Origin of the sequence: Providencia xihuensis, assembly GCF_041953405.1 — a bacterium.
Taxonomy (GTDB): Bacteria; Pseudomonadota; Gammaproteobacteria; order Enterobacterales; family Enterobacteriaceae; genus Providencia; species Providencia vermicola.
Genome location: NZ_CP169565.1, coordinates 3,376,571 through 3,396,018 on the forward strand (window position 1 = coordinate 3,376,571; position 19,448 = coordinate 3,396,018).

The 19,448-nt window shown below is 42.1% G+C and carries 14 protein-coding genes and 6 tRNA genes; 17 read left to right on the top strand and 3 right to left on the bottom strand.

The features are described from left to right. Positions 1 to 141 precede the first annotated feature (141 nt). Positions 142 to 957: a sulfite exporter TauE/SafE family protein gene (locus ACE2AL_RS15190; RefSeq protein WP_375083655.1), complete on the bottom strand. Its 816-nt coding sequence runs from the start codon at positions 955 to 957 to the stop codon at positions 142 to 144. Between the two features lie 229 nt (positions 958 to 1,186). Here ACE2AL_RS15190 and ACE2AL_RS15195 point away from each other — a divergent pair, with 229 nt between their 5' ends. Beyond that, positions 1,187 to 1,681 (top strand): DUF2569 domain-containing protein, encoded by a 495-nt coding sequence (locus tag ACE2AL_RS15195; RefSeq protein WP_272682089.1) that lies wholly within the window; start codon positions 1,187 to 1,189, stop codon positions 1,679 to 1,681. Positions 1,682 to 1,748: 67 nt separating this feature from the next. Here the strand turns inward: ACE2AL_RS15195 and nagE are convergent, their stop codons facing one another. Continuing rightward, positions 1,749 to 3,776: an N-acetylglucosamine-specific PTS transporter subunit IIBC gene (gene nagE, locus ACE2AL_RS15200; RefSeq protein ID WP_206085286.1), complete on the bottom strand. Its 2,028-nt coding sequence runs from the start codon at positions 3,774 to 3,776 to the stop codon at positions 1,749 to 1,751. A 426-nt stretch (positions 3,777 to 4,202) separates the two neighbouring features. On the opposite strand from nagE, the gene nagB reads away from it, so the two are divergent. The 11 genes from nagB (at position 4,203) to ACE2AL_RS15255 (ending at position 11,893) form a co-directional block, all read left to right on the top strand. Further along, positions 4,203 to 5,006 carry a glucosamine-6-phosphate deaminase gene (gene nagB, locus ACE2AL_RS15205; protein ID WP_272539849.1) on the top strand — a complete coding sequence of 268 codons (804 nt, stop codon included), beginning with the start codon at positions 4,203 to 4,205 and terminating at the stop codon, positions 5,004 to 5,006. 76 nt (positions 5,007 to 5,082) lie between these two features. Next, positions 5,083 to 6,252 (top strand): N-acetylglucosamine-6-phosphate deacetylase, encoded by a 1,170-nt coding sequence (nagA, locus tag ACE2AL_RS15210; protein ID WP_206085284.1) that lies wholly within the window; start codon positions 5,083 to 5,085, stop codon positions 6,250 to 6,252. Between the two features lie 3 nt (positions 6,253 to 6,255). Then, a complete protein-coding gene (locus ACE2AL_RS15215; protein WP_206085283.1) occupies positions 6,256 to 7,479 on the top strand; it encodes an ROK family protein in 1,224 nt (407 codons plus the stop codon). A gap of 389 nt (positions 7,480 to 7,868) precedes the next feature. Further along, a tRNA-Met gene (locus ACE2AL_RS15220) sits at positions 7,869 to 7,945 on the top strand. A 7-nt stretch (positions 7,946 to 7,952) separates the two neighbouring features. Beyond that, positions 7,953 to 8,037 (top strand) — tRNA-Leu (locus ACE2AL_RS15225). 31 nt (positions 8,038 to 8,068) lie between these two features. Continuing rightward, positions 8,069 to 8,143: transfer RNA gene (locus ACE2AL_RS15230), tRNA-Gln, on the top strand. Positions 8,144 to 8,175: 32 nt separating this feature from the next. Beyond that, positions 8,176 to 8,250 (top strand) — tRNA-Gln (locus ACE2AL_RS15235). A 48-nt stretch (positions 8,251 to 8,298) separates the two neighbouring features. After that, positions 8,299 to 8,375 (top strand) — tRNA-Met (locus ACE2AL_RS15240). A 13-nt stretch (positions 8,376 to 8,388) separates the two neighbouring features. After that, a tRNA-Gln gene (locus ACE2AL_RS15245) sits at positions 8,389 to 8,463 on the top strand. A 517-nt stretch (positions 8,464 to 8,980) separates the two neighbouring features. Further along, positions 8,981 to 10,330 carry a dicarboxylate/amino acid:cation symporter gene (locus tag ACE2AL_RS15250; RefSeq protein ID WP_272516367.1) on the top strand — a complete coding sequence of 450 codons (1,350 nt, stop codon included), beginning with the start codon at positions 8,981 to 8,983 and terminating at the stop codon, positions 10,328 to 10,330. Between the two features lie 231 nt (positions 10,331 to 10,561). Beyond that, positions 10,562 to 11,893: a metallophosphoesterase gene (locus ACE2AL_RS15255; RefSeq protein ID WP_375083656.1), complete on the top strand. Its 1,332-nt coding sequence runs from the start codon at positions 10,562 to 10,564 to the stop codon at positions 11,891 to 11,893. A gap of 88 nt (positions 11,894 to 11,981) precedes the next feature. On the opposite strand, the gene ubiF is transcribed toward ACE2AL_RS15255, so the two are convergent. Next, positions 11,982 to 13,169, bottom strand: a complete 1,188-nt coding sequence (ubiF, locus tag ACE2AL_RS15260; RefSeq protein WP_206085281.1) for a 3-demethoxyubiquinol 3-hydroxylase — start codon at positions 13,167 to 13,169, stop codon at positions 11,982 to 11,984. 322 nt (positions 13,170 to 13,491) lie between these two features. Here ubiF and miaB point away from each other — a divergent pair, with 322 nt between their 5' ends. The 5 genes from miaB to lnt all read left to right on the top strand — a co-directional run bounded on the left by miaB (position 13,492) and on the right by lnt (position 19,437). Next, positions 13,492 to 14,922: a tRNA (N6-isopentenyl adenosine(37)-C2)-methylthiotransferase MiaB gene (gene miaB, locus ACE2AL_RS15265; RefSeq protein ID WP_206085280.1), complete on the top strand. Its 1,431-nt coding sequence runs from the start codon at positions 13,492 to 13,494 to the stop codon at positions 14,920 to 14,922. Between the two features lie 93 nt (positions 14,923 to 15,015). After that, positions 15,016 to 16,014, top strand: a complete 999-nt coding sequence (locus ACE2AL_RS15270) for a PhoH family protein (RefSeq protein ID WP_371007839.1) — start codon at positions 15,016 to 15,018, stop codon at positions 16,012 to 16,014. After that, on the top strand, positions 16,015 to 16,482 hold the full coding sequence (gene ybeY, locus ACE2AL_RS15275; protein WP_206085279.1) for an rRNA maturation RNase YbeY: 468 nt from the start codon (positions 16,015 to 16,017) through the stop codon (positions 16,480 to 16,482). 538 nt (positions 16,483 to 17,020) lie between these two features. Beyond that, positions 17,021 to 17,905 carry a CNNM family magnesium/cobalt transport protein CorC gene (corC, locus tag ACE2AL_RS15280; RefSeq protein WP_206085473.1) on the top strand — a complete coding sequence of 295 codons (885 nt, stop codon included), beginning with the start codon at positions 17,021 to 17,023 and terminating at the stop codon, positions 17,903 to 17,905. Further along, on the top strand, positions 17,905 to 19,437 hold the full coding sequence (gene lnt / locus ACE2AL_RS15285; protein ID WP_375083657.1) for an apolipoprotein N-acyltransferase: 1,533 nt from the start codon (positions 17,905 to 17,907) through the stop codon (positions 19,435 to 19,437). The genes corC and lnt overlap by 1 nt, the downstream gene beginning before the upstream one ends. Positions 19,438 to 19,448 lie beyond the last annotated feature (11 nt).

The following is a 19,448-nucleotide window of genomic DNA, read 5'->3' on the forward strand; positions in this document are numbered from 1 at the left end:
TAAAAGCGGTTAGTAACCAGATATATTCTACCATAATCCGTCAGGAAACAACCGTTTGATTGAGCTTAACCGATAAAAGCTATAGCAAAGAGGCAAACACAACAAAAAATAGGCACATTGAGCTCTGCTTGCTCGCCTTTTTTAGGTCAATAACATCACGGTTAATACCACTAACAGCAACAATGGGTAGCTTTGTGCATGGCGCTTATCGCTGAGGTAAGGCATTAATAATGAAGCAAAACGGATCCCCAACCAAGAAGCAACAATCAAAATCAACGCGCCTTTGAGGTAAATCATGCCAAGAAAATCTGCGCCGAGGTCAACGTGCTTATCAATTGCAAAATAAAAGTAAGTTAATGTCCCTGTGATTGCCATCGGTAGCGTCAATGGGTTAGCAAAAGCCGCCGCTTGGATCATACTCGCACCGCGGCGTCGCATTAATGGAACGGTCATCACACTACCGCCCACCCCTAAAAATGCCGCCACAGCACCAATCACCACACCAATCGGGGTATCAGCAAAAATGCCCCCTCGAGAAGCTTTGATACCTTCCGATCCTGTTTGCATAAAACCAGGGCGAATAAAACAATCCAAAATCGTGATTATCAAATAACCAATAAATATCCAGCGGATCAACGCACTATCTACCGATAACGCCACAATTGCCCCAACTATTCCGCCAATTGAAATCGGAATAATAAACGGCTTGATAATTGGCCAGCTTAGGTTGCCTTTTAAATAATGGGCACGGCTCGATAGCGTTGATGAAAAAATCATCACACAAGTGGAGGTTGCCACCGCAACTTGCATTGCCACTGCGCTTGCATCGCTTTGCGGCCCCCAGACTAAGGTAATTAATGCATACAACAGTGGAACCGTGATAAACCCACCACCAAAACCAAATAATGCAGTTGTGATCCCTGAAATAAACCCAAATAAGCAAAGAAGCAGTTCCACAGAAAATTCCTCATCAGTCATTGAGAAAATATCTTATCGATGAGTAAGCCGCCTTGCTTGTGCAGATTCGACAACCTGCTTTGAGATTTCGCCAACATTGTTAACATTGATAACTTATTTCCTACATGACTAAACCAACTAAGTGAAATAAATGTGCCTCTAAGAATTCATTTATTCAAAAAATATCCCGATAATAGTTAAATCTAAAAATTCACAGCTGGGTAAGTCAATGAAATGTATTAACTGCAATGAGCGCGAAGCGAATAAAGAGTCTGGTTGGTGTCATGAATGCGAACAATTGGAAGTCCATAAAATTAATGGCGTACTTTATCTGCCAGCTTTAGGGCTAATTATTACCGCATTTTTGTCTATCTTTGGGGCATACCAATTAGTCCAAGTTGTCACCTATTATGCTGAAAATACGAAGGGTGTTCCTGCATTTTACCTTGGCGCCATTGTGCTACAACTTGTCTATATAATTATCACACTCGTCGCTTGTTGGTTTTTCTTTAATAAGAAAAAAGCGACTAAATGGGTTATGATTTCCTACTACATTTTTGCGCTCATCGTAACGCTGTATTTTACCGTTTTTATCGCCATAATTTATGGTGCTAAATTAACCAATACAGATTACCAGCAAATACTCATGAGCACATTCAGTGCCGCGCTGTGGATTGGTTATTTCATTAAATCTGACCGTATCCCACAAGTTTTTATCCGATAACGTCCATAAAAAATGCCAGCCTTTTTATCGGCTGGCATCATCACAAACTTAAATCAGACTTAATACATTATTTCAGAACATTATAAATAACCGTTTCGCCTGCTTTCACGTCGCCTTCAACTAAAATCTCGACGCCAGCAAAATCATCGATATTGCTGATGATAACAGGGCTAATCATTGATTTAGCATTCGCTTCAAGGAACGGTAAATCTAATTTCAGGATTGGTGTACCCGCAGTGACTTCGGCACCTTCTTCCACTAAACGCGCACAACCTTCACCTTTCAGCGCAACGGTATCGATACCCATATGAACGATGAGCTCTACGCCATTTTCAGTTTCAAGGCAGAATGCATGGTTAGTTTCAAAAATCTTGACCACTGTACCTGATGCAGGGGCTAAAACTTCACTGCTGGTTGGTTTGATGGCAATACCATCGCCCACAATGCGGCTAGAGAACGCTTCATCTGGTACATCATCGAGGGAATATACTTGCCCACTGACTGGCGCAACGAGGGATAAAATCGCATTGCCTTTCGCTTTCGCTGGCTCTGCTGCTTTTTTCTCTTCCGCGGCTGCAACAGGCGCAGTACCGGCAATCGGCCCTTTCGCAATCACTTCCGTCATTGCTTTAGCAACCAACTCAGCGCGCGTTCCTACAATCACTTGTACGTTTTGTTTGTTCAAGCGAATAACACCTGAAGCACCAAGACGTTTTGTCATCGCATCGTTAACAATTGCAGTGTCTTTTACCGTTAAACGTAAACGTGTGATACACGCATCGATATTCACGATATTATCGCTACCGCCTACCGCAGAGACGTACTGACGTGCTTCTTTTTGGATATCGCTATCCGTGGTATTGGCAGGGCTGAGGCTTTCATCGTAGCCATCAATAGTTTCATCACCCGCGCTTTCTTCACGGCCTGGAGTTAACAGGTTAAATTTGCGGATCATGAAGCGGAAAATCACGTAGTAAATACAGAAGAAGACTAAGCCTTGAACAATCAACATGTACCATTGAACTGCTAATGGGTTACGCGATTGCAACAGCATATCCACTAAACCTGCACTGAAGCCGAAGCCCGAAATCCACTCCATTGTTGCTGCGATATACACAGAAATACCAGTCAACAGTGCGTGAATAACGTACAGGATTGGTGCCACGAACATAAATGAGAATTCAAGCGGCTCAGTGATACCCGTGAAGAATGCCGCAAATGCACCCGCAATCATGATACCAGCTACTTTGGCTTTATTTTCAGGGCGTGCGCAGTGGTAAATAGCGAGTGCTGCACCTGGTAGACCAAACATCATAATTGGGAAGAAACCAGCTTGGTAACGACCTGTGATACCTACCGTTGCCAGACCTGCTTCGATAGATTTAGCCCCACCGAGGAAGTTTGGAATATCGTTAATACCCGCAACATCAAACCAGAACACCGAGTTCAGTGCATGGTGTAAGCCAACAGGAATTAACAGACGGTTAAAGAATGCGTAAATACCCGCACCGACAGAACCTAAATCTTTAATGCTTTCCCCGAAAGACACTAAACCGTTATACACCACTGGCCAGACGTACATCAGAACGAAGGCTAAGATGATCATTAGGAATGAGGTTAAAATCGGCACGAGGCGACGACCACTAAAGAATGACAACGCTTTTGGTAACTCAACACCACTGTAGCGATTGTATAATTCAGCTGACAGTACCCCAACTAAAATACCCACGAACTGGTTATTAATTTTACCGAATGCCGCTGGGACAGTTTCCAGAGGAACATTCATAATCATAGAATAAGATGCAGGAGAACACAGTGTTGTCACCACTAAGAAGCCGACAAAACCAGTCAGTGCCGCAGCACCATCCTTATCTTTCGACATCCCATATGCAACACCAATTGCAAATAGCACGGACATATTATCAATAATTGCCGCACCAGATTTAATCAGTAACGCCGCGATTGCACTATTAGCGCCCCAACCATCTGGGTCAATCCAATAGCCAATCCCCATTAGGATTGCTGCGGCTGGTAGTACAGCAACTGGCACCATCAGTGCCCTACCAATCCGCTGTAAGTAGCTAAGAATATTCACAAACTCCCCCTTATAACCTTATTTTGCCCCATTAACAGGATCTTATTGTTCAATCGATCAATGATCAGCAACCGATAATATTTGATGATTAATTATATCAGTTTCATACTTTAGATTAATTGTTTCGCGATGCAAAATAAATAGGTGCGATTTGTGATAAATGTCAACGAAATCGTTCATGTTCTGACTAAATTAGTAGCTATTATTGAAAACTTATTTTATGATTAAAAATAACTTATTTACGTCATTAACCTGTATATTCTCAGCGCGTTTAAAATGCAGGTGCAGCCGTTAAAACGGCACTGTATACCAACACCAACGCGTAATAAATTTGTAGTATAACGAGTATTCCTATATCTAATGCATAACATCAGGGATACACATATATATGAAAGATTTCACAGACTTATTAGAGGTAATTGAAACATGAGGCTAATCCCATTAAACAATGCGCATGATGTCGGCACTTGGTCTGCACAGTATATCGCTGATAAAATCAACGCATTCAACCCAACCGCTGAACGCCCTTTCGTTCTCGGCTTACCAACAGGTGGCACACCACTCGCAACCTATAAAGCGCTGATTGCTTTGTATCAAGCAGGTAAAGTGAGCTTTAAACATGTGGTGACATTTAATATGGATGAATATATTGGCATTCCTGCTAATCATCCACAAAGCTACCATACGTTTATGCATGATAATTTCTTCAACCATATTGATATCCAAGCTGAAAACATCAATCTGCTCAATGGGAATGCCCCAAATGTTGATGAGGAATGTCAACGTTATGAAGATAAAATTAAATCTTATGGCAAAATCAATTTGTTCATGGGTGGCGTAGGAAATGATGGCCATATTGCATTCAATGAACCAGGTTCATCACTAAATTCTCGTACCCGAATCAAAACGTTAACCCCAGAAACACGCCAAGCAAACTCACGCTTCTTTGATAACGATATCAACCAAGTGCCAAAATTTGCGTTAACGGTGGGTGTTGCCACATTAATGGATGCAGAAGAGCTAATGGTCTTGGCAACAGGTGCGAATAAAGCAAATGCAGTTCACGCTGCCGTGGAAGGTTCCATCAACCATATGTGGACAGTGAGCTGTGTACAAATGCATCCAAAAGCGCTGATTGTCTGTGATGAGCCTGCAACACTCGAGTTAAAAGTCAAAACACTCAAATACTTCAAACAGCTAGAATCTGAAATTATTGAGACGTTTAACTAAGATTATATTTATCAATCACCCGACTGGCGACGGCTAGTCGGTGACCCATTTTTCCAGAGGTCAGGAGTTTAAAACCATGTATGCACTAACTCATTGCATTATTTATACAGGTCATGAAAGACTGGATAACCATGCTGTCATCGTTGATGGTGAAATCATCAAAGAGGTTTGCCCTGTCTCTGAAATACCTGCAAATATCCCACAACACGATTTGCAAGGCGCAATTCTCTCTGCTGGTTTTATTGATCTGCAAGTTAACGGCTGCGGTGGCGTTCAATTCAATGACAACAAAGAAAATGTCACATTGAAAAATTTAGATATCATGCAAAAAGCCAATGAACGCACAGGTTGTACTAGCTACCTACCAACGCTGATCACTTGCTCTGATGATCTAATGAAACATGGCATTAACGTCATGACTGAATATTTAAAAGATCACAAAAACCAAGCCCTTGGCCTACATTTAGAAGGTCCTTATATTAATGTGATCAAAAAAGGGACCCATAACCCTGAATTTATTCGCCAGCCTTCAGCTCAAATGATTGATTATTTGGCCTCCCACGCCGATGCCATCACAAAAGTCACCTTAGCGCCTGAAATGGTCGATCTCGATTATATTCGCCAATTAAAAGAGGCTGGCATTGTGATTTCTGCGGGGCATTCAAATGCCACATACGAAGAAGCGAAACTTGGCTTTAAAGCTGGTATCCGTTTCTCAACTCACCTTTTCAATGCGATGCCATACATTTCAGGCCGTGGCCCAGGTTTAGTTGGCGCCATTTATGATACGCCAGAAGTGTATGCAGGCATTATTGCCGACGGCTTACATGTTCAATGGGCTAACATTCGGAACAGTAAGCATCTGAAAGGTGATAAATTAATTTTAGTGACAGATGCAACAGCACCAGCAGGAATTGATCCTCAAACTGGTGAAATGGATCATTTTATCTTCGCAGGTAAAACCATATACTATCGTGATGGATTATGTGTTGATGAAAATGGCACACTCAGCGGTTCGTCACTGACGATGATTGAAGCAGTCAGAAACAGCGTAGAACATGTCGGTATCGCATTGGATGAAACACTTAGAATGGCAACGCTCTATCCAGCAAGAGCCATCGGAGTTGATGAAACTTTAGGGTCAATTGCTCCGGGTAAAATTGCGAATTTGACCGCATTTAACCACGACTTCACTATTCTCGCGACTTACGTAAACGGAAAGGAAGTCTACAAAATGAGTAACTAGCTAATGAATCAAAGCCACTCGCTAAAGCAAATTGGTAATATTGACCTCGTCAAACAACTCAATAGTGCTGTCGTCTATAGCTTGATAGACCAACAGGGTCCGATATCAAGAATTCAGATAGCGGAACAAAGCCAGCTTGCCCCAGCCAGTGTCACTAAGATCACTCGCCAGCTACTCGAACGCGGTTTAATTAAAGAAGTTGACCAGCAGGCCTCCACAGGGGGCCGTCGTGCTATCTCTATTGTTTCTGAACACAAAAACTTCCACACCATTGGTGTCCGTTTAGGCCGCTATGATGCCACTATTGCATTGTACGACTTAGGCGGAAAAATGATTGTGGATGGGCACTACCCTATCTCTGAGCCTACCCAAGAAGCGGTCGAGCAAAAATTGATTGCCTCCCTCGAAGATTTTATCGAACAAAATCATCGTCGTATCAAAGAGTTGATTGCCATTTCAATTATCCTACCTGGTTTAGTCAATCCAAATCGTGGCATTATTTTCTATATGCCCCACATCAAAGTGGATAACTGGCACCTAATTGATAACCTACAAGCCCATTTTAATATCACCTGTTATGTTGGCCACGATATTCGCAGCCTTGCACTTGCTGAGAGCTTTTTTGGCGCTACTCGGGATTGCGAAGACTCTTTACTAGTGCGTATTCACAGAGGTGCTGGGGCTGGTATTGTGATCAATAAAGAAATATTGCTCAACCATCGCGGTAATTTAGGGGAAATTGGCCACATTCAAGTCGACCCTCTTGGTGAGTTGTGCCACTGTGGTAATTTTGGCTGCTTAGAAACCATTGCCTCCAACCAAGCGATTGAAGCGCGCGTTAAACAACGTTTAGAGCAAGGCTACTCCAGCACCCTTACTGCAGAAACTTGCACGATTTCCTCTATTTGCCAAGCCGCAAATAAAAACGACCCACTGGCCACCGAAGTTATTCAGCACGTTGGCCGGCAAATTGGTAAAGCCGTTGCGATTACCATTAACTTGTTCAACCCAGAAAAAGTGGTGATTGCAGGGGATATTACTGAGGCCGAGCAAATTTTACTGCCTGCGATTCAAAGCTGTATTGATACTCAAGCACTCAAAGGCTTTCGTGAGAACTTACCGATTGTCACCTCCCAATTAGTTCATAATTCAGCAATTGGTGCATTTGCCTTAACCAAACGCGCAATGCTTAATGGTGAATTACTGCAAAAGCTGTTTGATAACTAATTTCACTCTACTCAATGAACGAATAGAAGCAGGTTTTAACCTGCTTCTTTGCTTTGAGAGACCCACTATCAAAAAATACCTATCCCTTCACCCTGCTATTGTTCAATTTAAAATCTATTTGTATTTTATCAAATAATCTCGGTTTCATTGACAATCAAACGTCGAAAAATACCTTTATTTCTCCCTACTATTTTTTGAACAGACGAGTAGTCAAAAACGGATTTTTTTCAAATTAAGGGTTGTTTTTTGCTGGCTTTATCGACAAAATGATTATTCAACAAACAAACAGACGCATTTTCTGAAAAATAGTGCAAAAAGCTGTTGACTGTAGGGTCTGTAATTAGCATAATGCGCCCCGCAACGCCGATGAAGGTTAAGCAAAAAAAGATGGCTATGTAGCTCAGCTGGTTAGAGCACAACACTCATAATGTTGGGGTCACAGGTTCGAATCCCGTCATAGCCACCATTTATTTGCGGGAGTGGCGAAATTGGTAGACGCACCAGATTTAGGTTCTGGCGCCGCAAGGTGTGCAAGTTCAAGTCTTGTCTCCCGCACCATTTTCCTTCTCGGTAGTATTGAATTTAAGATTGGGGTATCGCCAAGCGGTAAGGCACCAGGTTTTGATCCTGGCATTCCCAGGTTCGAATCCTGGTACCCCAGCCATCTTAAAACATTCAATAGTAGAATTTCCCGGATGGGGTATCGCCAAGCGGTAAGGCACCAGGTTTTGATCCTGGCATTCCCAGGTTCGAATCCTGGTACCCCAGCCATCTACTATCCCCTCTTGTTGCAAAAAATCATCTTAAAGAAATAAAAATGGCTATGTAGCTCAGTTGGTTAGAGCACAACACTCATAATGTTGGGGTCACAGGTTCGAATCCCGTCGTAGCTACCATTTCTTTTGTTGTTGGGGTATCGCCAAGCGGTAAGGCACCAGGTTTTGATCCTGGCATCCCCAGGTTCGAATCCTGGTACCCCAGCCATTCCTTTTTTTCTTCCTTATCTTTCTAATACAGTCTCTTTTCAATTCGCTTATTTTCATTATCATTTTTATTAATAAATTAAATCAAGTTTAGAAGATTAGATAATAAATCCATTTTTCTTACTGAAAACCAATTTATTGCATCAAAATTTGCATGTTTATGCACTTTTTCAGTAGAATCGTACTCTTTTTTCATGTTTTTTATTTTATTAAATCTCGTGGATACTAATTAACCAGTAACTTAATCGCTTTAAATGTTAACCAAGCAACATTTCGCCCAAAAAATTTACTTTTGCATAACTTTTCTATTAAATCTGTGACTTTAATCATTTCTATTTAACTGTTGAAAGTGGTAACCTGCGCTCGAATTGTAGTTAGGTATGATTGGTGACAAATAAGTCACTGGAAAACTCACTCCCATCTTCCGTTCCATTAATTAGTTCTCAAAAACTCAAATAAAAGTTTTAAACCTAATAATTATAAATTGCCAAAACGCAACATTTTTACAGAGAAAATTTATGCGAAACATGATAAAGCAACCAATATATAAAATCTTATATGTTCAGGTCATCGTAGCCATCGCCTTAGGTATTGCGCTAGGCCACTTTTTCCCAGACATTGGAGAGTCACTAAAACCGCTTGGTGATGCATTCATCAAAATCGTTAAAATGATCATCGCGCCAGTTATCTTCTTAACAGTGGTAACAGGTATCTCAGGCATGTCAAACATGAAGGCTGTGGGTAGCGTTGCGGGTAAATCAATGCTCTACTTCATTACCTTCTCTACTGTCGCACTCATTATTGGTCTCATCGTTGCGAACGTCATTCGCCCAGGTGATGGCTTAAATATTGACCCAGCAACCCTCGATAGCACAAAAGTAGCAGGTTACGTTGCCAAAGCACACGAGTCATCAATTGTTGGCTTCTTGATGAACATCATTCCTGATACCGTGATTAGTCCGCTGGTAAACGGTAACATTCTTCAGGTTCTGTTTATTGCCGTTATTTTCGGATTAGCATTAGCAGCAACAGGCAAGCACGGGGAGCCAATTGTTAAGTTACTGCAAAACTTCTCTGAACCTGTGTTCAAAATGGTTGCGATGCTAATGAAACTCGCACCAATCGGGGCATTCGGTGCAATGGCATTTACCATTGGGAAATATGGGATCTCATCTATTGGCAACTTAATGATGCTGATAATGACGTTCTACATCACCTCTTTACTCTTTGTATTACTGGTATTAGGGGCTGTTGCAAAATATAACGGTTTCTCAATCATTGAGTTGATTAAATACATCAAAGACGAACTTTGGTTAGTTTTAGGTACCTCTTCTTCTGAAGCAGCACTGCCAAGCTTAATGAGAAAAATGGAGCATGCAGGGTGTGAAAAATCCGTTGTGGGTTTAGTGATCCCAACAGGTTACTCATTTAATCTTGACGGTACCAACATCTATATGACCATGGCGGCTTTGTTTATCGCACAAGCTACCAATATCGAGCTCACGATTTGGGAACAAATCTCCTTGTTGCTCGTTGCCATGATCAGCTCAAAAGGTGCAGCGGGGGTAACAGGTGCAGGGTTCATTACCTTAGCCGCAACACTGATGGTTGTACCAAGTATTCCAGTTGCTGGTATGGCCTTAATTCTTGGTATTGACCGCTTTATGTCAGAGTGCCGAGCATTAACCAACTTAGTCGGTAATGCATGCGCATGTATCGTGGTTGCACGTTGGGAAAAAGAGCTAGATACCGAGAAACTGGCTCATGCATTCTCAGCAAAAAATGAAACGTTAGATTCAGTGATTACTGAAGATGACAGCATTAATACCAAAGAAAAAATCGCGGTTGATCTTGGAAATCCTAAATAGGATCGAGCATTTATTCTGATAAAACTTGATAGCTATCCAAAAAAACCTCTCAATCATGAGAGGTTTTTTATCTCTCACTTCTACAACTTTTTTAAAACGATACACAAGATTCAAGCCTGATAAATCACAATTTAAATTTATATTATTTAAAACTAATAAAAGGTGAAATTGAGTTATTTTAAATAAACAGTTAATTAGTAATACGTATAAATTATATAAAGGATATATTCTGTGATTATAGGTATTATTAGTGACATCCATCAAAACTCGGCCGAAGATAAAACAGTCTTAGCACAATCAATTATTAATATTGCAAACTGTGGGGCGACTGCTCTGCTCATGGCGGGAGATATTGGTGACTATCACGCCAATAGAAAAGAGGCATTGCAAACCTTCCAGAATAATTTCCCAACGAAATACCATCAAAATCTATTACTCATGCTTGGAAATCATGATGTTAGAACTGGAGCAGCTTCTGACGGTTCATTGGATCCAGACCTTATTGAGATATATCACGACTATCTTGATAATTGCCGCGTATCACGCTACGAAGGTACGATGTGCATAGATGCATGGATCGGAGGCTATCACTTTTTATGCTTAAACACTGATGTTGGCCTAAAGGATGAAATGGAGCTGAACGCTAATTCGCTCGCATGGTTAAAAGAAAAATTACCTGAGGGCGCAGTAGCGGATAAACCTATCTTTGTACTCACTCATCAAGCCTTTAACTCAACACATTGGCGAGCAGGCTTATTTGGTGGTTTTGGAAACCAAGATGAAGAATTAAAACAGATTTTTTTAGATTATCCCCAAATTATTTTACTGAGCGGACACATTCACAATGGCTTTGGGACAATTGAGTTCATTCAGCGACCTTTTGGAACACTCATTGAGATCCCAAGCCTTACTAAAGGTGAAAACGGCGTCACCACATCAGGAACAGGTTATTTATTAAAAGTCAGTGATGATAAACTTATCTTTGAAGCATGGAACTTCTATCATAATACTCAACTGCCTGAATATGGCCATGCAATCCATTTACCCACACTATCTGTTCTCGCAAAAAAACTGAAAAACAATGATGATGAGGACAAACCTCGTTTATTAGCAGAAGCAAATTCATTAATGAATAAAAAATATCATAATGATATACCAAGTGGTGATGCGACCTATAGACCACAAGAATCTTATGGGCTCGAGAAAAACTACAGCCCTGAGACTTGGAATAATATTAATTCACTTCGCAAAAAAATAATCGATCTCGAAACTAATATTGAATATCACGAAGTATCATTTGAGAATACAGAAATTATCACTCAAAACATGCTCAATGAAGCCTTAGCCTTATCTGATAATATTGCCATATACTTAAAAGACGGTCATTGGTCTCCTGAAATATACATTTCCGATGTAAATAAAAAAAATCAAACCATCAAAATAAACTCCTCTGCGGGTTATAAGAGCACCGTAATTACATCTCAAGAGACTTTTGTTATTTCCAAAGGGGAAGAATACTTATTAAAATCAAAAGCCTTTTTTGATATCCAAAAAACAAAATAACCTTGTTTATCATTCAAACATTATCTCACCCTAAAGTATTAGGGTGTTTAGAGTGAAATATTTCACTGAACATGAAAGCACTTATCATTTACAGCCCTAATGCATATTTCAGGGCAAGTTTTTTCGCTTCCCCAGCTCTTTGAGCCGCCATCAACCCTAGGTTTCTCAACATTTTTAAACCTGGAAGATTCTCGCTAAACGCCATATAGAACACATCCATTCCTGCTTGCATGACCAAATTATCAGGCAAACGGCGACGCTGATAGCGCTTTAAGACATCAACAGAATACCAAGGTTGCAAATATTCACGTGCGTAACTCACCACATTCAGCAAACTCTCTACATCACGATAGCCTAAATTAACCCCTTGCCCAGCTAAAGGGTTGATTGTGTGCGCTGCATCGCCAATCAATGCTAAACCATCAATAACATAACGGTTAGCATGGTGACGTGTTAAGGGGAATGCCCCTGATGCAATTGCGGTCACCTTGCCCAAACGCTCAGGGAACGCTTCCGAAATCGCACCAGTGAGTTGTTCCATGGACATACTTTGCAAACGTCTAATCTTTGCTGGGCTGTCATACCAGACCAATGAGGCCCAATTATTGTATAACGGTAAAAATGCCCTCGGGCCTGATGGGAAAAATTGCTGCCACGTTTTGTCTTGTTGAGGTTGTTCTGTTTGAATGGTAATCAACATACAAGCTTGGCGATATTGCCAACCGCGGCTGCCAATCCCTGCCATTTTACGCACTTGGGAATTTGCGCCATCTGCGCCCACAACTAATTTTGCTTCTAACAGACGGTTATCATCGAGTTCTAATCGCCACGCTTTTTGGTTTTTGGGTTGGTATAAATTCACCAGCTTTGCGGGGCAAACAAGTTCTAAATTACTGTATTGTTGGCACTCTTGCCATAAAGCAAGCTGCAAGACTCGGTTTTCAACCATAAAACCTAGCTCTGGCAAACCAAGGCTTTGGGCATCAAACACCACATTGCTATCGGGTTCTTCCCATGTTTCTAATTGGCGATAAGGCACACTGCGCATGACTTCTACATGCTGCCATGCACCGAGTTGCTTTAATAATTCGACTGAAGCGCGGCTAATTGCCGAAATGCGAACATCTGGGGTACTGTGTGGCTCAAATGGTGCAGGTTGTGCCTTCTCAAGCAAAGCCACCTTCATCCCTTCTTGGGCAAAGCCCAATGCCGCCGCTGCGCCTGTCATTCCCGCACCTACCACGACAACATCATAAGATTCGATTTGTTTATTCATTACATTGGCCACTATTTATGAATTGATTGCCGTATTGTACCGAAAATTTATTACCCTCGCAGACAATATCTCCACTTGAACTCTAGTCACTGAAGCCCCAAATGAATACAATACGTCCTAATTTTTAAAACAATAGGCAAATTGCCTGCCCTTAAATTTCGTGAAGTGATATTATTTCTTGCTATCTTTGCATTTATCCCATCATACAATGATGTTCTTAATCAAAATGCAAACGAGTTCCCAAAAGAGGGTAGGACTTTGGATTTACAACGCGTTTCGGGGTCCATTACACTAGCCGCTTCGAAAACACCGGATATACGACATGTCGACGAATAAAAAGTTATACATTAAAACGTGGGGCTGCCAAATGAATGAGTATGACTCATCCAAAATGGTCTCTTTATTAGAAAGTACCCACGGTTATCAACTAACTGAAGTTGCTGAAGAAGCAGATTTACTCCTGCTCAATACCTGCTCAATTCGGGAAAAAGCCCAAGAAAAAGTCTTCCATCAGCTTGGTCGTTGGAAGTTTTTTAAAGATAAAAACCCTGACATCATTATTGGTGTCGGTGGCTGTGTTGCATCCCAAGAAGGGGATTTTATCCGCCAACGTGCGCCGAGTGTTGATATTGTCTTTGGCCCACAAACATTGCACCGTCTTCCAGAGATGATAAACCAAGTGCAAGGGACACGCAGCCCAGTTATTGACATCAGCTTCCCTGAAATTGAGAAGTTTGACCGTTTGCCTGAGCCACGCGCTGAAGGCCCAACGGCATTCGTTTCTATTATGGAAGGCTGTAATAAATACTGTACTTTCTGCGTAGTACCTTATACCCGTGGTGAAGAAGTTAGCCGCCCTTGTGACGATATTTTATTCGAAATCGCACAATTAGCTGCGCAAGGCGTACGTGAAGTCAACTTATTAGGTCAGAACGTTAACGCTTACCGCGGTGAAACCTTTGATGGCGAAATTTGCTCATTCGCAGAATTACTGCGCTTAGTCGCGGCTATTGACGGTATCGACCGTGTTCGCTTTACCACTAGCCACCCAATTGAATTTACTGACGATATCATCGAAGTTTACCGTGATACGCCTGAATTAGTCAGTTTCTTACACCTACCTGTGCAAAGTGGTTCTGACCGCGTTCTCACCATGATGAAACGTGCTCATACTGCACTGGAATACAAAGCCATTATTCGCAAACTGCGCGAAGCGCGTCCTGGTATTCTTATCAGCTCTGACTTTATTGTTGGTTTCCCAGGTGAAACGACTGATGACTTCGAAAGAACGATGAAACTGATTGCTGACGTGAATTTTGACATGAGCTACAGCTTTGTCTATTCCGCGCGTCCTGGTACGCCAGCAGCAGATCTCCCTGACGATGTCACTGAAGAAGAGAAAAAACAACGTCTATACTTATTACAGCAGCGCATTAATCAGCAAGCATTGAGCTTCAGCCGCCAAATGGTGGGTACCGTTCAACGTATCTTAGTTGAAGGAACATCCCGTAAAAATGTTATGGAGCTTTCTGGTCGTACTGAAAATAACCGTGTTGTGAACTTTGAAGGCACGCCAGATATGATCGGTAAGTTTGTGGATGTTGAGATTGTAGACGTCTATACCAACTCATTACGCGGTAAAGTTATTCGTACAGAAGATCAAATGGGCCTTCGCGTTCACGAATCACCAGAATCTGTTATTGCACGCACCCGTAAAGAAGATGAGCTAGGTGTTGGCAGTTTCCAGCCCTAAGCCACAACCATAGGATATTCAGTGACCGAGACAAAAAATTTGCAAATCGCAACACAAGAAATCTTTCTAGAACCCGCAGATAATCAACGTTTAATGAGCCTCTGCGGGCCATTTGACGATAATATCAAGCAGCTAGAACGCCGCCTTGCTATCGAAATTAACCGCCGTGATAACCGCTTTAAGTTATCGGGTAAGCCACTTAATGTACAAGCGGCGAGCAAAATTTTGCGTCAACTGTATGTCGATACCGCGCCTGTGCGCGGTGTTATTCCTGATATCGACCCTGAAAATATTCACTTGGCCATTTTGGATAGCCGCATTTTAGAGCAATCCGCCGAAAGCGTTCCAGACTACGGCAAAGCGGTGAATATCAAAACCAAACGTGGCGTGATAAAGCCTCGCACACCAAACCAAGCGCAATATATTGCCAATATTTTGGACCATGATATTACCTTCGGTATTGGCCCTGCAGGAACGGGGAAAACCTATTTAGCGGTAGCTGCTGCGGTCGATGCCTTAGAACGCCAAGAAGTTCGCCGCATTTTGCTTACGCGCCCTGCCGTTGAAGCTGGTGAAAAACTGGGCTTCTTACCTGGGGATTTAAGCCAGAAAGTCGACCCATATTTACGTCCGCTTTATGATGCGCTATTTGAGATGTTAGGCTTTGAAAAGGTTGAAAAACTGATTGAGCGCAACGTGATTGAAGTTGCCCCGCTGGCATACATGCGTGGTCGTACTTTAAATGATGCATTTATTATTTTAGATGAAAGTCAAAACACCACCATCGAGCAGATGAAAATGTTTTTGACGCGGATTGGGTTTAACTCCAAAGCGGTTGTGACTGGTGATATCACCCAAGTCGACTTACCGCGCGGCAGTAAATCAGGTCTACGCCATGCCATTGAAGTGCTCTCTGGCGTGGATGATTTAAGCTTTAATTTCTTCCACAGTGAAGACGTAGTTCGCCACCCTGTCGTTGCCAAAGTTGTTATGGCCTACGAAGCGTGGGAAGAACAAGATAACAAGCGCCGTCAACAGTTACGTGAAGAAAAAGAACAGCAAAAAGAGCTGGAAAAGCAGGAAAACCAATAAATGAGTGACATCATTCTCGATTTACAAATTGCGTGTGAAAACCCTGAAGGTTTACCTTCTGAAGCACTATTCGAGCGCTGGTTAGCCGCTGTGTTACCAAAATTCCAAGCTCAAAGCGAAGTCACTATCCGTGTTGTCGATGAAGCGGAAAGTCATCATCTCAACCTCACTTATCGAGGAAAAGATAAACCCACTAATGTGTTATCTTTTCCTTTTGAAGCACCACCTGAAATTGAGCTTCCTCTGCTCGGCGATTTAATTATTTGTCGCCAAGTAGTTGAACAAGAAGCTATTGAACAACAAAAAAGTGCCGAAGAACATTGGGCGCATATGGTGGTTCACGGCTGCTTGCATCTGTTAGGTTATGACCATATTGAAGATGATGAAGCTGAAGAAATGGAAGGTTTAGAAACCGAAATTTTGGCTGAATTGGGTTATGAAGACCCCTATCTTGCAGAAAAAGAGTGACCTAACTATAATTTTTTAGGCATCTTTTACGAAGAATGCATTATTTTACAAAAAACTGATGGTAATTTTGCAGATAAACCACCGGTTTTATGCTAAAAAAGAATGAAGTAAGCTGTTTTTATTAACTAACTAACGCTCTAAGTACTTTACCTGCTAACTTTTTTGTATGAGCATACACAAGTATGTGATTCAGGTAGCCAAGTGCAGCCAACAACGCTGCAGTTCGATATATGACGAGTAACGACTATTCAATACTCTAAATAATTCGGATTGCAGCTAGGCGGCCAGCGAGGCTATCCCGATGAGCATACACAAGTATGTGATTCGGGTAGCCAAGTGCAGCCAACAACGCTGCGGTTCGATATATGACGAGTAACGACTATTCAATACTCTAAATAATTCGGATTGCAGCTAGGCGGTCAGCGAGGCTATCCCGATGAGCATACACAAGTATGTGATTCGGGTAGCCAAGTGCAGCCAACAACGCTGCAGTTCGAAGTATGACGAGTATTTTTTGAGGAAAAAAAAATTAACCGCCATGAGCGACGATAACTCTTCGAGTAGCGATAACCCTGGTCCTAAGAAAGGGTTCTTTGCACTTTTAAATCACCTTTTCCATGGTGAACCTAAAAATCGTGATGATTTAGTCGAATTAATTCGCGACTCTGAACAAAACGATTTAATCGATCCTGATACCCGTGAAATGCTTGAAGGGGTTATGGATATCGCGGATCAGCGCGTGCGCGACATTATGATCCCGCGTTCCCAAATTGTTACCTTAAAACGTAACCAAACGCTTGATGAGTGCTTGGATGTCATTATTGACTCTGCTCACTCACGCTTCCCTGTTATCAGCGAAGACAAAGACCACATTGAAGGGCTGTTGATGGCAAAAGATTTACTGCCATTTATGCGTACAGATGCCGAGCCTTTTAGTATCGATAAAGTCTTACGCCAAGCGGTTGTTGTCCCTGAAAGTAAACGAGTAGACCGATTACTCAAAGAGTTCCGTTCCCAACGCTACCATATGGCTATCGTTATCGATGAATTTGGTGGTGTTTCTGGTCTTGTGACCATTGAAGATATTTTAGAGTTGATTGTGGGTGAAATTGAAGACGAATACGACGATCAAGATGATGTCGATATTCGCCAATTGAGTCGTCATTCCTATTCTGTCCGCGCACTAACGCAGATTGAAGATTTCAATGAGGCGTTCAATACCCATTTTAGTGATGATGAAGTAGATACCGTTGGTGGGTTAGTCATGCAGGCCTTTGGTCATTTGCCTTCCCGCGGTGAAACCATCACAATAGATAATTATCAGTTTAAAGTTGCTATGGCAGACAGTCGTCGAATTCTTCTGCTTCACGTGAAAATTCCAGACGATGCGCCAGTTCCTACTTTGGAAGAAGAACAGACTTAATGAACTCAACATCTATGTATCAAAGCCAGTGGTTGCGGTTACTGCTGGCTTTATTATTCGGAGCCAGTGGAACACTGGCTTTTTCGCCTTTTGACATCTGGCCTGCTGCGCTACTCTCAATTTTATTTCTCCAGCTACTCACCCTAGAACGTAATACAAAACAATCTTTTGCGATAGGTTTTGCATGGGGCTTTGGCCTATTTGGCAGTGGCGTCAATTGGGTTTACGTCAGTATTGCTGATTTCGGCGGAATGCCAGGCCCAGTCAACGTCTTTATTGTGATTTTATTAGCCGCTTACCTTTCGCTGTATACAGGGCTATTTGGTGGGTTATTGGCTAAATTTGCGCCTAAAGCCAATATTTGGCGTTTGGTTTTTGCCGCTCCCGCCCTCTGGCAAGTCACCGAATTTCTGCGTGGTTGGGTGTTAACAGGCTTCCCATGGCTGCAATTTGGTTATAGCCAAATTGATGGGCCGATGAAAGCACTCGCCCCTGTATTTGGGGTGGAAATGGTTACATTGCTATTATTTAGCATCAGTGGCCTGTTAGTACTCGCTATCTTGCGCCGCAGCTTTGTTGCGCTCACAGTTGCAGTTGTTTTGATTTTTGCCCCATTAATTGCCAAAAATGTGCAGTGGTTCACCCCCCTTGATGGCAAAAAAATGGAAGTGGCACTGGTTCAAGGCAATATTCCTCAATCAATGAAGTGGGAAGCCAGCTTTTTACAAAAAACCAAAGACACCTACATGGAGCTCTCTCGACCGTATATCGGTAAAGCCTCTTTGATTATTTGGCCTGAATCAGCAGTGCCTTCCGTTGAGCTCGATAACCAGACCTGGCTTAAATCTCTCGACCAATTATTAGCGGAGTCAAATACTCAGTTAATTACAGGGATTGTGGATGCAAGGCCAATAGATGGTGAATATACTTTCTATAATACAATCATTGTATTAGGGGATAAAAAACCGTATTTATACCCGTCTAAAAACCGATATAACAAACACCATTTAGTACCATTTGGTGAATATGTACCTTTAGAAGATTTGCTGCGCCCTATCGCCCCTTTCTTTAATTTGCCAATGTCGGGTTTTAGCCGTGGTGATTACGAACAAGCGCAATTAGCGGTTGGCAATATTCATCTGACCGCAGCTATTTGTTATGAGATTATTTTAGGTACGCAGGTCAGGGATAACTTTAAACCAGATAGCGACTACTTACTTACCGTTTCAAATGATGCATGGTTTGGAAAATCCATAGGCCCTTGGCAGCACTTCCAAATGGCGCGGATGCGTTCCTTGGAGCTAGGTCGCCCACTATTACGCTCAACCAATAACGGTATCACAGCAGTGATCAGTGCGGATGGTTCTATTCAAGATATGCTTCCACAATTCAAAACTGCCACGCTTGCTACAGAAGTGACACCAACCACAGGGTTAACCCCTTATGCACGCTGGAGCAACTACCCAATGTGGGGAACTGTCGTGGTCTTTGGTGTGCTTGGTTTTGCAATGAACCGACGCCGTAAGCACTGAGTTATTAACTG